The sequence below is a fragment of the Streptomyces sp. NPDC004266 genome, from assembly GCF_042874095.1.
Lineage (GTDB): Bacteria > Actinomycetota > Actinomycetes > Streptomycetales > Streptomycetaceae > Streptomyces.
In genome coordinates this window covers 598,874-611,741 of the sequence record NZ_JBIAMM010000001.1, presented here as the reverse complement: position 1 = coordinate 611,741, position 12,868 = coordinate 598,874, and the positions used below count along the sequence as shown (strand labels likewise).

Annotated in this window: 10 protein-coding genes; 4 read left to right on the top strand and 6 right to left on the bottom strand. The window is 73.6% G+C overall.

What is annotated here, in order from left to right; translation table 11 throughout:
* The first annotated feature begins 48 nt into the window (after window positions 1-48).
* The gene (locus ACFYUZ_RS02720) at window positions 49-1,812 is read left to right on the top strand and encodes a phosphatidylglycerol lysyltransferase domain-containing protein (protein ID WP_389305662.1); all 1,764 of its coding nucleotides are present in this window, start codon (window positions 49-51) and stop codon (window positions 1,810-1,812) included.
* The gene (locus tag ACFYUZ_RS02715) at window positions 1,776-2,519 is read left to right on the top strand and encodes a hypothetical protein (protein WP_389305660.1); all 744 of its coding nucleotides are present in this window, start codon (window positions 1,776-1,778) and stop codon (window positions 2,517-2,519) included. The genes ACFYUZ_RS02720 and ACFYUZ_RS02715 overlap by 37 nt, the downstream gene beginning before the upstream one ends.
* Here the strand turns inward: ACFYUZ_RS02715 and ACFYUZ_RS02710 are convergent.
* Complete coding sequence (locus ACFYUZ_RS02710; RefSeq protein WP_389305658.1) at window positions 2,459-3,223, bottom strand: hypothetical protein; 765 nt, start codon at window positions 3,221-3,223, stop codon at window positions 2,459-2,461. The genes ACFYUZ_RS02715 and ACFYUZ_RS02710 overlap by 61 nt on opposite strands.
* 67 nt (window positions 3,224-3,290) lie before the next feature.
* Here ACFYUZ_RS02710 and cobS point away from each other — a divergent pair, with 67 nt between their 5' ends.
* On the top strand, window positions 3,291-4,055 hold the full coding sequence (gene cobS, locus ACFYUZ_RS02705) for an adenosylcobinamide-GDP ribazoletransferase (protein WP_389305656.1): 765 nt from the start codon (window positions 3,291-3,293) through the stop codon (window positions 4,053-4,055).
* Between the two features lie 15 nt (window positions 4,056-4,070).
* Here cobS and ACFYUZ_RS02700 read toward each other — a convergent pair whose 3' ends face one another.
* The 5 genes from ACFYUZ_RS02700 to ACFYUZ_RS02680 are packed head-to-tail and all read right to left on the bottom strand — an operon-like array spanning window position 4,071 to window position 10,830.
* Complete coding sequence (locus ACFYUZ_RS02700) at window positions 4,071-4,907, bottom strand: endo alpha-1,4 polygalactosaminidase (RefSeq protein ID WP_389305654.1); 837 nt, start codon at window positions 4,905-4,907, stop codon at window positions 4,071-4,073.
* Complete coding sequence (locus tag ACFYUZ_RS02695) at window positions 4,904-5,524, bottom strand: spherulation-specific family 4 protein (protein WP_389305652.1); 621 nt, start codon at window positions 5,522-5,524, stop codon at window positions 4,904-4,906. Before ACFYUZ_RS02695 ends, ACFYUZ_RS02700 begins: the two co-directional genes overlap by 4 nt.
* A gap of 7 nt (window positions 5,525-5,531) precedes the next feature.
* On the bottom strand, window positions 5,532-7,196 hold the full coding sequence (locus ACFYUZ_RS02690) for a hypothetical protein (protein ID WP_389305650.1): 1,665 nt from the start codon (window positions 7,194-7,196) through the stop codon (window positions 5,532-5,534).
* A complete protein-coding gene (pelF, locus tag ACFYUZ_RS02685; protein ID WP_389305648.1) occupies window positions 7,193-8,722 on the bottom strand; it encodes a GT4 family glycosyltransferase PelF in 1,530 nt (509 codons plus the stop codon). The genes ACFYUZ_RS02690 and pelF overlap by 4 nt, the downstream gene beginning before the upstream one ends.
* Window positions 8,723-8,748: 26 nt before the next feature.
* Window positions 8,749-10,830, bottom strand: a complete 2,082-nt coding sequence (locus ACFYUZ_RS02680) for a hypothetical protein (RefSeq protein ID WP_389305646.1) — start codon at window positions 10,828-10,830, stop codon at window positions 8,749-8,751.
* Between the two features lie 303 nt (window positions 10,831-11,133).
* On the opposite strand from ACFYUZ_RS02680, the gene ACFYUZ_RS02675 reads away from it, so the two are divergent.
* Complete coding sequence (locus ACFYUZ_RS02675) at window positions 11,134-12,657, top strand: leucyl aminopeptidase (protein WP_389305644.1); 1,524 nt, start codon at window positions 11,134-11,136, stop codon at window positions 12,655-12,657.
* The last annotated feature ends 211 nt before the right edge of the window (window positions 12,658-12,868 follow it).

Below are 12,868 nucleotides of genomic sequence, written 5' to 3'. Positions count from 1 at the left end.
CCCGGGCGGTCTCCGTACCGCAAGCACTGCCCCATATGATCGCTTTTCATGGGAGAAGTCCGCTTGTCTGCCGATGCAGCACCCCGGGGCACGACCGCCCGTTCGCGGCGCGGCGCCGCTTTCGCCGTCTGGTACCTGCGTGTCGTCACGTTCATCAATTTCCTGAGCGCCGTGTGGGTCTCGTTCGGCAACGACCTGCGCCGCCACAACGAGGACGACTACTTCACCCCGTACATGCTCACCGCCGGCTTCGCCTCGGGTGTCTTCACGCTCTTCCTGGCGATCACCATGCGGCGCCGCAAGCGGGCCGCGTGGATCCTGAACCTGGTGCTCAGCGGTCTCTTCCTGCTGCTCTTCGCGCTCGTGATGCTCTTCCCGGAGATCCGGCAGCACGCCCAGAACTGGATCTCGCTGATCCTCACCGCCGCCTTCTTCCTCGCGCTGCTGCTCGGGCGCAAGGAGTTCTACGCGAAGGGCGACCGCTCCAATCCCAGGCTGGCGGCGGGGGTGGCGGTCGGCGGACTGCTCGTCACCTCGCTGCTCGCCGCCCTCCTGGTGACCGTCACCAACGAGTCCACCGGCCACTCCACCTTCATGGACCGCTGGAAGTACGGCCTGATGCGGCTGGCCACGCTGGCCTCCGACGAGTCCGGCTTCACCGGCATCCACACCCCCGGCTGGGTCGACGTCACCATCAACGTCCTGTCCACGCTGCTGCTCTTCGCCGTGCTCTTCGCCGCCTTCCGCTCCCGGCGGGCCGTCGACCCGCTGACCGAGGAGGACGAGGAGCGGCTGCGGCTCCTGCTCGACAAGCAGGGCGAGCGCGACTCGCTCGGCTACTTCGCGCTGCGCCGCGAGAAGAGCGTCGTGTGGTCGCCGAGCGAGAAGGCGGCCATCGCCTACCGGGTGGTGGGCGGCGTCTCGCTCGCCTCCGGCGACCCGATCGGCGACCCGGAGGCCTGGCCGGGCGCCATCGAGCCCTGGCTCGCCGAGGCGCGCGAGCACGGCTGGATCCCGGCGGTGATGGGCGCGAGCGAGGAGGCGGGGGTCATCTACGCCCGGCACGGTCTGGACGCCCTGGAGCTGGGCGACGAGGCGATCGTGGAGACCGACGAGTTCACCCTGGACGGCCGGGCGATGCGGACGGTCCGGCAGGCGTTCAACCGGGTGAAGCGGGCCGGGTACGAGGTCCGGATCCGGCGCCACGAGGACATTCCCGCCGGGGAGATGGCCGAGCTGCTGCGCAAGGCGGACGACTGGCGGGACGGGGCCACCGAGCGCGGTTTCTCGATGGCGCTCGGCCGGCTCGGCGACCCCAGGGACGGCCGCTGCGTGATGCTGGAGTGCACCGACGAGAAGGGCGAGCTGCGGGCGCTGCTGTCCTTCGTGCCCTGGGGGCCGCGGGGGCTCTCGCTCGATCTGATGCGCCGTGACCGGGACTCCGAGAACGGCCTGATGGAGTTCATGGTCATCGAACTCCTCCAGCGGGCCAAGGAGATCGGGATCACCCAGGTCTCGCTCAACTTCGCGATGTTCCGCTCCGTCTTCGAACGTGGCTCGAAGCTCGGGGCGGGACCCGTGCTGCGCATGTGGCGTTCGCTGCTCAGCTTCTTCTCCCGCTGGTGGCAGATCGAGTCGCTGTACCGCGCCAACGCCAAGTACCGACCGATCTGGGAGCCCCGATTCATGCTCTTCGAGAAGAGTGCGGACCTGCTGCGCATCGGCCTCGCGGCCGGGCGGGCCGAGGGCTTCCTGGAGGCCCCCGGTCTGCCGAAGTGGATGCACCGCAGACACCTGGAGAGCGGGCGTTGAGAGGGGCCCCGAGGGATTTCGCCCGCCGCGAGTGGGGGCCGCTGTTCACCACCGTACGGACGGCGCTGGTCACCAGGAGGTGGAGGGCGGTCCCGATGACGCTGACCGCCGTCTGCCTCACCGCCGTGTTACAGATCGTGCAGAACCAGGACTGGGGCTATCGGCCGGTCCAGGACATCGGTTCCGTACGGGCCGAGGACCCCTTGTGGCTCGCGCTGCTGCGGACGCCGCTGTCGCTGTTCGTGCCCGCGCTCGACCTGCCCGTCTGGGGCGCCCTCGCCCAGGTCCTGCTGGTGTTCGGGATCGCCGAGATCTGCCTGGGGCGGTGGCGGACGCTCGCCGTCGCCTATCTGGCGACGCTGGCCGGCACGCTCTACGCGCGCGTGGGCATCGCCCTCGGCCCGGACAGCCCCTTCGGACTGCCCGCCTCCGACGCGCAGGTCGTCGACACCGGCCCCTCGGCGGCCGTGGTGGGCCTCGCCGTCTACGTCTGCTGGCGGTACGGGGCGCGGTGGACGGGTGCGCTGGTGGTCCTCGCGATGGTGGTCGAGGTGGCGGTCAAGGCGAACCTGGCGGGCAAGGAGCACATCGCGGCGATCGCCGCCGTCCTCGTCCTGATCGCGGTCCGGGCCCGGCGCGGGCGGGGTCAGGACGGTGTCGAGCCCCGGCCGGGCACGCGCTCCTGGAAGCCGCCGATCAGGTCCTGAAGGCGGCGCCGCACCTTGGTCCAGCGCCTGTCGTGGCGGTAGGCGCGGATCCGGGAGCGGGCCCTGGCCCGGTGGCGGCGGCCGTAGAGGCGCCGGGACCACCAGGAGCCGGGGCGGGCCAGCCGGACGGCGCCGATGATCGCCACGAACGGGATCAGGATCCCGAAGACGGCCATCCGGAGCTTCCCCTTCATCAGGGTGACCAGGACGATGAGGAAATTCAGCGCGATGGTGAGGATGAAGGCGGCCCGGTCCTGGCGCTCCTCCGCCGTCATGTCGTTGACGCCGAGCGGCGAGAAGCCGCTCAGGGCGAGCAGGACCAGGGCGGCGGTGAGCACGACCACCTCGACGCTCTTGCGGCCGTCCTCCGACCAGTACACGTCGTCGAGGTGGAGGATGAGCGCGAACTCGTCCAGGACGAGCCCCGCGCCGATGCCGAACACGACCGCGAAGACGGCCCCGCCGAGGCCGTGCCGGTCGCTGGCCACCGCGCCGAATCCGCCGAGGATCGTGAGGACGACGCCCGGTACGACGTGATGGATGTGGAGGCCTCCCGAGGAGACGTTCCGGAAGGGTCCCTTCCCCGCCCGGATGAGCCGGGTGACGGTGCGGGTGACCAGGAATGTCAGGACGAAGGAGGTCAGAGCGAGCAGCATCGGGAGCTTGCCCGGCTCGACGATGTTCCGGGAGAACCAGTGACCCATGCCACCCACTTCCGATATGCGCGATATGCGCAATCTATCGTTCGGGGACGGCGATTACCCTGCCCGGATGGACGGCCTGCGTTTCGCCTTCGGCACCCTCACCGTGTTCCCCGCCCGCATCACCCGCTGGGACCGGGACGCGGCGCGCGCCGGCATGCTCAGCGCCCCGCTCGCGGGGCTGGCCGTCGGCCTCTCCTCCGCCGCGGTCGGCGCGGCGTTCCTGCTGTTCGGCTCGGGCCCGCTGCTCGCGGCCGTCGTCACCACCGCCGTCCCCGCCCTGCTCACCCGGGGCCTCCACCTCGACGGCCTCGCGGACACCGCCGACGGCCTCGGCAGCGCCAAGCCCGCCGAGGACGCGCTGCGCATCATGAAGCAGTCGGACATCGGCCCCTTCGGCGTCATCGCCCTGGTCCTCGTCCTGCTCGCCCAGGTCGCCGCGCTGTACGAGCTGTACGGGGAGGGCTGGGCGCGCGGCACCGTCGCCGCGGCCCTCGCCGCCACCGTGGCCCGCCTCGCCCTCACCCACGCGTCCCGCCACGGCGTCCCGGCGGCCCGCCCCGAGGGCCTCGGCGCGATCGTCGCCGCGACGGTCCCGACCCGCTCCGCGACCCTCACGACCGCCCTGGTCCTGGTCCTCGCCGCCGCGACGGGCCTCCTGCTCTCCCCGTACGACGCCGTCCGCGACGTCCTGGCGGCCGGCGCGGGCCTCGGGGCCGCGGCGCTGCTGCTCCGCCGGTGCGTGCGGCGCTTCGGCGGGGTGACGGGCGACGTGTTCGGCGCGGTGGAGGAGACGGCGGCGACGGCGACCCTGGTCGCGCTGACGCTGGGCTAGAACCCGTCCTTCGGATCACGCCGTGCCCTGACAGGGCCGGCGCCAGGCGTCCAGCTCGTACCGCTTCCGCATGGAGCTGAGGCCCAGCTTCCGGGCCTGGGGGCAGAACCGGTCCGTCGTCAGCTCGTACTCCACGTGGAAGACGGCCTTGCCCGCCGCGACGAACGGGGCGAGACGGCCGCACTCGTCGTACTGCGCGCACTGCTCGTTGACCGCGAAGTCGAAGTCCGGGAGCAGCTTCGGGATCTGGTCCAGGTCGTTCTTGAGGCCGACCGCGAGGCCCCGCTCATGGGCCATCCCGGCGATGAGGCGGTTGTAGCGGAGCTGGTCGGCGGCGGTCAGGGGGAAGCCGGTGCGGTTCTCGTAGCCGTCCATGTTGTCCGGCTCGACGGCGTCGAAGCCCTTGTCCCGGCACATGTCGAGGCGCTTCGCCATGAGGGGCCCGAGGAGGTCGGTGCGGCGGATGTCGAGCCAGCGCTCGCCCTCCCAGCCGTTGCCCTCGCCGAGGAGCGCCTTCGGGAAGTCGTCGGCGTCGGGGCGGAATTCCTCCCAGGCGCCGGTGGACAGGTAGCAGACGACCTTGCGGCCCCGGCGGTGGAGGTCGGCGACGGTCGACGCCGGATGGTCGAAGCCGTCGATGTCGTACACCGGGACGTCGACGGCCGGATCGAGCCTGCCGCTGAGCTGCCACTGCCAGCCGAGCCCGGGGGCCGGCCGCCAGCGGCCGCCGGTCGTCCCGGGGTCCGGGGTCGCCCTGGCGTGCGGAGTCGTCTTGGAGTCCGGGCCGGGGACGGCCGTACAGGCCGTGACGAGGAGGAGGAGACCCGCGAGCAACGGGAGCGGACGTCTCATCGGGCGGGCTCCAGGAGGTGCGGGAGGGTGCCCCAGGGGTGCGCGCCCGTGCCGGGGACGGCGCAGTGCACCGGGGTGGCCGGACGGAACTCCGCGGGGGCCGCGTAGACGAGGTGGCAGTAGTGGGCGGCGACCGGCAGGTCGAGCGTCCGGTACGTGTCCCAGGGGCCCTCGAAGGTGACGAGGAGGTCGGCCTGCGCCTCGTACCCGGGGTCCGGGTGGGTCCCGTGGTTGAAGACCAGGGTGGCGGCCCCGGCGGCGCGGGCGGCGACCGCGATGCGGCGGTAGTGGGCGAGGGCGGCGGGCGCGGTCGCCACCTGGTCCAGGAAGGCGCCGTCGGCGCCGTACCAGTCGCGGTGGCGGAGCAGTTCGGCGACGACCTCGGTGTGCGGACGGCGGCCGTAGGCGGTGTCCACGTAGCCGAGGACCCGCACCCCGGCCGCCCTCAGCCGCCCGGCGGCCTCGACGAACGCCGGATCGGGGGCCTCGCCGGCGCCGCTCGCCGGGTTGAGGACGACGCCGTACAGGGACGGTGCCGCGCCCACGAGCGCCGACCAGGCCTCGGGGCGTTCGGACGGGTGCTCGTAGTACGGCACCAGGAGGGAGGGGTTCGTCATGGCGTCCCTAAGCGCGGTGGGCGGTCGGTCGTACCAGCAGGGCGGAGGTCAGGACGGCGAGCACCGCCGCCGCTCCCCCGGCGGCCACCGGCCCCGCCGCCGGCTGCACGGTCTGCGCGGCCGCCGCGAACAGGCAGACGGTGGCGGCGCTGAGCACCGCGCCGAAGGCCTGGAGCAGCAGCCCGAGCCAGAGCACGGTGCCGATCAGGAGCAGGGCGGCCAGGCGCGGGAGCGTCGGCCACGGCGCGCCGGGCCAGACCAGGGTCGCGGCGAGGGTGAGGGCGAGGAGCACGGTGAGGTAGCCGCCGAGGCAGAGCGCGAGGGTGCCGGTGACCGCCCGGCGGAACTCGCGGGCGGTGGTGAGGGTCCGCAGCCGGGTCAGGCTCTCGCCCCGGAAACGGTGCAGGAGCCATTCGGCGGGGCCCATGGAGAGGGTGAGCGCGATGACCGCCCCCGCCCCGCTCACCAGCGTGTCGGCCACGCCCGCGTGGAGGACGAGCAGGCCGCTGCCGAGGCCGAAGAGGCCGTACGGGAGGGAGGCGGCGCGCGGGGGTCCGCCGCGGCCCGCCGCGCCCCGGCGGGCGCCGGGGCGCAGGACGACCGCGGCGAGGGCGACGGAGGCGGCGAGCGAGGCGAGGAGGAGTCCGGCGCGCAGCGCGTCGGGCAGGTCCCAGCGGAAGGCGGGGACGGCGCCGGCGAGCGGCAGCAGGGCGCAGAGCAGGGCCCGTTCGCGGCCGAGGACGAGGAGCACGGTCGCGGCGGCGAGGTAGAGCGACTGGCCGGCGGCGAAGACGGCCGCCGGGGTCTCGCCGGGTCCGGCGGTCACGAGGGCGGCGGCCGTCCCCGCGAGGGCGCCGGCCGGGGCGCCGGTGAGCAGCGCGCGGGCGGCGGCGGGACGGTCGCCGAGGCCGAGCCAGGTGTACGCGCGGTGGGAGAGGGCCTGGTTCCAGACCCAGCCGGTGACGGCTCCGGCGAGCAGCGGGACGGTCCCGGCGGGGAGCCCGAACCGGCCGTGCTCCGCGGTGAGCAGCGGGGCGGCGAGGACGTACGCGAGGCCGGGGAGCGCGAAGACGAGCCCGCGCAGCAGACAGCCCCACAGCTCGCCGTGCCAGACGCCGGCGGACGGCGCCGACGGCTCGGGGTGGCGCCGCTCCACGCGCGCGTAGAGGTCCTCGGCGAGGGAGAAGGAGTCGGCGCGGCCGTAGGTGAGCCGGATGTGCTCGTCGGTCATGCCGTCGGACTCGAGGATGGCGGCGATCTCGTCCGGGTGGACGGCGGCGGCGACGAACCCGTCGAGCCGCGCGGCGAGTTCGTCGAGCGGGTCGGCGGCGAGGTCGCCTCCGGCGGGGGGCGGGGCGGCGGGGCCCGGTGCCCCGGCGGGGCCGGACGGGGGGCCGGCGGGGACGGGGGGCCGCATCCCCTCGCCCCCCGGGTCCGGGGAGGGCGCCCCGGAGTCGGGCGCGGCCCGGCCGGCAGGCTCGGCGGCCTGCCCGAGCACTCGGGGCGAAGGCCCTTCGTCGTCGGGGTCGGCCGGCTCGGCGGTGGCCGGCCCGACGGGCCGGGGCGGGGCGTCGTCGGGGCGGTTCGCCCGGGGCTCGCGGCGGGGGCGCGGGATCGCCGGGAGCGGGGTCCCGCCGGTCTTCGGGGGTTTCAGCCAGAGGGAGCCGCTCATGCCGGGGTGCCTCCCGTGACGAGGGCCGGGGAGGTGCGGCGCGGGGCGGGGATGCTCAGGCGGAGGGAGGTGACGGCCGGGGCCGGGCGCGGCGGGCGGGCGCCCGCGAGTTCGCGGTAGATCTGCCGGAAGCCGTCCACCGAGCGGCGCAGGGTGAACTGGTCGATCACGCGCCCGCGGGCCCGGCGGCCCAGTTCGGCGCGGCGGGCTCCGTCCCGGAGGAGGGCGGAGACGGCGGCGGCCATGACGGCCGGTTCGCGGGGCGGGACGACGATCCCGGTGTCGCCGACGGCTTCCCGTACGCCTCCGACGTCCGTGGAGACGGTGGCGCGGCCGCAGGACATGGCCTCGATGAGGGAGAAGGGGAAGCCCTCGCTGATGGAGGAGAGCACGACCACGCTGCCGGCCGCGTAGGCGGAGGGCACGTCGGAGACGCGGCCCTCGAAGGAGACGCCGTCGGCGACGCCGAGTTCGGCGGCGAGCTTCTCCAGGCGGGTCAGGTAGTCCTCGTTCCCGGCCGGGACCGGGCCGAACAGGCGGAGCCGCAGCGCCGGGAGTTCGGCGCGGGAGATCGCGTACGCCCTGATCAGGGTCTCCAGGTCCTTGATGGGGTCGACCCGGCCGCACCAGCTGAGGGTGGGGGTCTCGGGTTCGGGTCCGGCCTCGGGGAAGAGGGCCGGGTCGACGCCGTTGTAGACGGTGCGGATGCGGTCGGAGGGGGCGCCGCCGCGCTCCTCCCAGCGCCGGTTGTACTGGTTGCAGGGGGTGATGAGGTCGGCCTTGCGGTAGCCGAGGGTGTTGAGCTCGCGGTAGAAGCCGAGCATGAGGGCCTTGACGGGCCAGCGTTGCGCTTCGGTGCGGTAGCCGAGGTAGCGCTCGCGGAGGTAGATGCCGTGTTCGGTGAGCAGGAAGGGGACCCCTTCGAAGTGCTGCGCGGCGAGCGCCGGCAGCGTGGCGAGGCCGCTGGAGACGGCGTGCGCCACGCCGCCGGTGGCTATCCGGGCGGCGAGCGGACGCAGGGCGTGTTCGAGCAGGTCGGTGGCGGTGAGCGCGTCGTGGACGGTGGGCCGGGCCGCGAGCGTGGGCAGGTGCGGCATGGTCCAGATCCACATGAGGGAGCGCAGGGCCCGCTCGGAGCGGAGCGCGGTGGTCAGCCTCCCCTGTCGGGCGAGTTCGGCGAGTTCGTACAGGCCGGTGCCGAAGTCGCAGTCCGCCTCGGGGTCGAGGAGGGCGAGCAGGAGGCGCTCGTACGCGTCGAGGAAGCGGCGGCGTTCGCGCCCCCGCAGGGGCCGGCGCGCGGCCGGACCCTGCGGGGGTCCCCACAGGGGGTAGGCGGTGTGCCGGGTGACGTTGGGCGGCAGCTCCCACGTGACGGGTTCGCGGCCGCTGCCGGTGAGGGCGAGGATCTCGAAGTCGACCTCCGGCATGCCGCGGACGAGCTGGTCGCACCAGGTGCTGACGCCGCCGTGGACGTGCGGATAGGTGCCTTCGGTGAGCATGGTGACGTGACGGCCACTGCTCGGCATGAGCGAGTCCCCCCAGGACGTGCTGGTCAGGCGGTCGGGAGCGTGAGTGTGACGGTGGTCTGGAGCGGTTCGGGCGCGGTCCAGGCGGAGCGGGTGCCCGCGTAGGGCGTCCCGAAGGCGGTGGTGCCGAGGAGGAGCCGCTTGCGGGTGCCCTCGGGGACGGTGACGGGCACGGTGACGCCGGAGGGGGCCTTGACCGTGACCGTGGTGCCGATGCGGTAGGCGGTGACCTTTCCGGCGGCGACGGCCTGGCCCCAGGCGGCGCGGCGGGCCAGTTCGGTGCCGACGTCCTTCTGTGCCGGGTTCACCAGGGGCGCGTTCGCCGCGAACAGGGCCCGGTAGTCGGCGAGTACGCGGTCGAGGACGGGATAGAGGAGGCGCTCCTCGGCGAGGTTGGACTGGTGCACGTAGTGCGGCCGGGGGTCGTTGCCGAGGACGTGGGAGAGGGCGGTGCGGGCTTCCTGCGGCACGATGTGGTCGGCGTAGCCGGTGGCCGTGGGGAGCGGGGCGGGCAGGCAGGTGGAGGCCGGGTTGGACTCGCAGACGCCGCTGCCGCCGTCGGCGCGGGAGGTGTAGATCCAGTTGTACTCGTCGGTCATCTCGGCGGCGGTGCCCACGTTGTAGTACACGTTCATCGGGTGGCGGGGCACGGTCTTCGCGGCGCCGGTGCCCACGGCGCGCTGCTCGGGCTCGCGGGAGTTGTCGCTCGCGGTCCACTTCACGCCGTTGTCGGCGAGGGCGCCGGCGAGGTGGGGATTGTCGGCGGGCTGCTGGGGCAGGGTCCTGAGGCCGGAGTGCTCGCCGGTGACGAGTTCGGAGCGGTCGACGGGGATGCCCTTGCCGACGGCCCAGTTGTGGTTGTCGCGGATCTGGCCGGAGAGTTCGGAGCGGCCGACCCAGAGGGTGGTGCCGACGGTGTCGGTGGCGCACCGCCAGGGGACAACGGTGTTGTCCTGGACGCAGCCGAGGAAGGGGTGGGTGTAGGTGTGGTTGATCCACCGGTACTGGGCGCGGTCGGCGACGAGCCGGTCGGTGAGCGGGTCGGTGCCGCCGTGCTCGGTCTTCCACTGCTCGCCCTGGCCGCCGTTGTAGACCATGTCGAGTGTGAAGCCGGAGGACTTCTGCCAGGCGGCGGCGTACTGGGCGTCGGCCGCCGTCATGCGGATCGGGTTCACGCCCTCTCCGTCGTCGCCGACGCAGTCGAAGTCGCCGGGGGTGCAGTTCAGCGCGGGATCCCAGCGGGCGTCGGGGGCGAAGACGTCGTCGACGTGGACGGAGAGGTAGTTGCGGCTCTGCCCGAGGTGGACGCCCTGGGTGAGCCAGTCGACGATGCCGCGGGCGAGGGCGCGGAACTGCCGCTGGTACTGGTTGTAGGCGAAGGTGACGACGAGTTCGCGGCGCCCGTCGGCGGCGTACTCGCCGACCAGGCTGGCCCGGCCGCCGCCGTCGACGGGGATGTCGAGGTAGCTGGTGTAGCCGGCGCGGGGGCGGCCCGCGTAGCCGTAACTCTCGGCGATCGTGGGGTCGTTGTCCTCGAAGGCGAGCGCTCCGGCGAGGTACCGGAAGGGGCCCGTCCGTCCCGCGGCGGTGACGCCGGCGGTGGTGCCGTCGAGGACGCCGGACCAGCCGCCCTGGTCGGTGTAGTCGAGGCCGACGCCGGGGTGCGACCAGGTGTAGGCGTCGACCTGGGGGATGCCGAAGGCCCGCTCGTACGTCTGGAGGGCGGCCTGCTCGGCGGAGTCGGGGCCGAAGGCGCTCTCGTGGGGCAGGACGACGCCCTGGTACTTGGCGCGGGGCCGGCCGGTGGCGCTGTCGGAGGGCTCGCTCAGGAAGGCCGCGTCGAGGACGGGCCGGTTCGGGTCGTTCAGGTCGATCCTGCGGTACGGGACGCCGGAGCCCTTCAGCTCCGCGGTGATCGCCCCGACGGCGCTGCCGCCGTCGTCGACGACGAGGACGGTGAGGTCCACGCGGGGGGCCGTCTCGGCGGCCGCCTGCGCGGACGGGACGACGGTGGCGAGCAGCGCGGCGGTGGCGAGGGCCGCGATCCTGCCCGTGCGGGGCGCGGTGCGGGGTGCGGTTCTGGGCGTACGGATTCGGCTGGAGTCCATGCGGGTGTCCCCCCTCGACGGGTCCCGCCCGAACCGGCGGGCCCCGTGGAGATGTCGCAGATGAGGCGAAGGACGGTGTGTCGTCCTTGCGTGAATGAGGCGAGTGTGACCGGGCGACGGAGGCCGAAAGGGTAAACATGAAAGAGACACCACGGATGAGTGAATCAACGCCGCCGTGATCGAACCTTGCGAGCGAGCGTAGGCTCGTTCTCGGCGCTCTCCGGGCCGAAATACGATGCGGCGGGCACGGTCGGCCCATCCCTCGACCGCCACAGAACTCAATGGAAGCGAGATTTCACCACCGTGACTGCTCTCACTCTCAGCACTGCCGGCGCGGCGACGCTGCGCGCCGACGCCCTCGTCGTCGGCGTCGCGAAGTCCGGGAAGACGCTGGTCGTCGCCCCGGGCGCCGAGGCCGTCGACAAGGCCTTCGACGGCCGGCTCGCCGCCGTCCTGGAGACCCTGGGCGCCTCGGGTGCCGAAGGTGAGGCGACGAAGCTGCCCGCCCCCGCCGGTCTCAAGGCCCCCGTCGTCCTGGCCGTCGGCCTCGGCGCGGCCCCCGAGGACGGCGAGTCCTTCGCCGCGGAGACCCTGCGCCGCGCCGCCGGCACCGCCGCCCGCACCCTGACCGGCTCGAAGAAGGCCGCGTTCGCGCTGCCGATCGCCACCGCCGACGACGCCGCCGCCATCGCGGAGGGCGCCCTGCTCGGCGCGTACGCCTACAACGCGTACAAGGCGGCCCCGGACGCAAACGCAGACAAGGACGCGAAGAAGCCCCTCGCCGAGGTGGCCCTGCTCGGCGCCAAGCCGCGCGACAAGGCCCACAAGGCCGCCGCCGAGCGCGCCCAGGCCGTCGCCGAGGAGATCAACCGCGCCCGCGACCTGATCAACCAGCCGCCGAACGACCTGACCCCGGCCGCCTTCGCCGCCGTCGCCCAGGCCGCCGGCAAGGAGCACGGCCTCAAGGTCCAGGTCCTCGACGAGAAGGCGCTCGCCAAGGGCGGCTACGGCGGCATCCTCGGCGTCGGCGTCGGCTCCGTGAACCCGCCGCGCCTGGTCCGGATCGCCTACACCCACCCGAAGGCGGAGAAGACCCTCGCCCTCGTCGGCAAGGGCATCACCTACGACTCGGGCGGCATCTCCCTGAAGCCGGCCGGCCACAACGAGACGATGAAGTGCGACATGAGCGGCGCCGCCGCCGTGTTCTCCGCCGTCGTCGCCGCGGCCCGCCTCGGCCTGGAGGTCAACGTCACCGGCTGGCTCGCCCTCGCGGAGAACATGCCGTCCGGCTCCGCCACCCGCCCGGGTGACGTGCTGCGCATGTACAGCGGCAAGACCGTCGAGGTCCTGAACACCGACGCCGAGGGCCGGCTCGTCCTCGCCGACGCGATCACCAGGGCCTCCGAGGAGCACCCGGACGCGATCGTCGACGTGGCGACCCTGACCGGCGCCATGGTCCTGGCGCTCGGCGACCGCACCTTCGGCATCATGGCCAACGACGACGACTACCGGACCGCGATCCACGAGATCGCCGAGGAGGTCGGCGAGCAGTCCTGGCCGATGCCGCTCCCCGCGGACCTGCGCAAGACCATGGACTCCCCCACCGCCGACATGGCGAACATGGGCGTCCGGATGGGCGGCGGCCTGGTCGCCGGCCTCTTCCTGCAGGAGTTCGTGGGCGAGGGCATCACCTGGGCCCACCTGGACATCGCGGGCCCGGCCTTCCACGAGGGCGCCCCGTACGGCTACACCCCGAAGGGCGGCACCGGCTCCTCGGTCCGCACCCTGGTGAAGCTGGCCGAGCGCACGGCGGCCGGCGAGCTCTGAGCACCACAGGCGTGACGGAAGGCCCCGGAAGCCTCGGCTCCGGGGCCTTCCCGTTCCCCGGCGGCTGTTCGCTCGCGACGAAATCCGTAGGTTCGTACGCCCTCGTGCCCCCTCCGTACGGACGATCGGCCGTCTCAGAGCACGGCCCCGCGTCCCGTCGTCCGTCAACAAGTGCGAAGATGGGTTCTCGGCAGGACAGGGCCCCCACCAC

Coding starts and splice junctions, on each gene's coding strand:
- ACFYUZ_RS02720 (WP_389305662.1), top strand. CDS start 49: ATGGGAGAAGTCCGCTTGTCTGCCGATGCAGCACCCCGGGGCACGACC.
- ACFYUZ_RS02710 (WP_389305658.1), bottom strand. CDS start 3,223: ATGGGTCACTGGTTCTCCCGGAACATCGTCGAGCCGGGCAAGCTCCCG.
- cobS (WP_389305656.1), top strand. CDS start 3,291: ATGGACGGCCTGCGTTTCGCCTTCGGCACCCTCACCGTGTTCCCCGCC.
- ACFYUZ_RS02700 (WP_389305654.1), bottom strand. CDS start 4,907: ATGAGACGTCCGCTCCCGTTGCTCGCGGGTCTCCTCCTCCTCGTCACG.
- ACFYUZ_RS02695 (WP_389305652.1), bottom strand. CDS start 5,524: ATGACGAACCCCTCCCTCCTGGTGCCGTACTACGAGCACCCGTCCGAA.
- ACFYUZ_RS02690 (WP_389305650.1), bottom strand. CDS start 7,196: ATGAGCGGCTCCCTCTGGCTGAAACCCCCGAAGACCGGCGGGACCCCG.
- pelF (WP_389305648.1), bottom strand. CDS start 8,722: ATGCCGAGCAGTGGCCGTCACGTCACCATGCTCACCGAAGGCACCTAT.
- ACFYUZ_RS02680 (WP_389305646.1), bottom strand. CDS start 10,830: ATGGACTCCAGCCGAATCCGTACGCCCAGAACCGCACCCCGCACCGCG.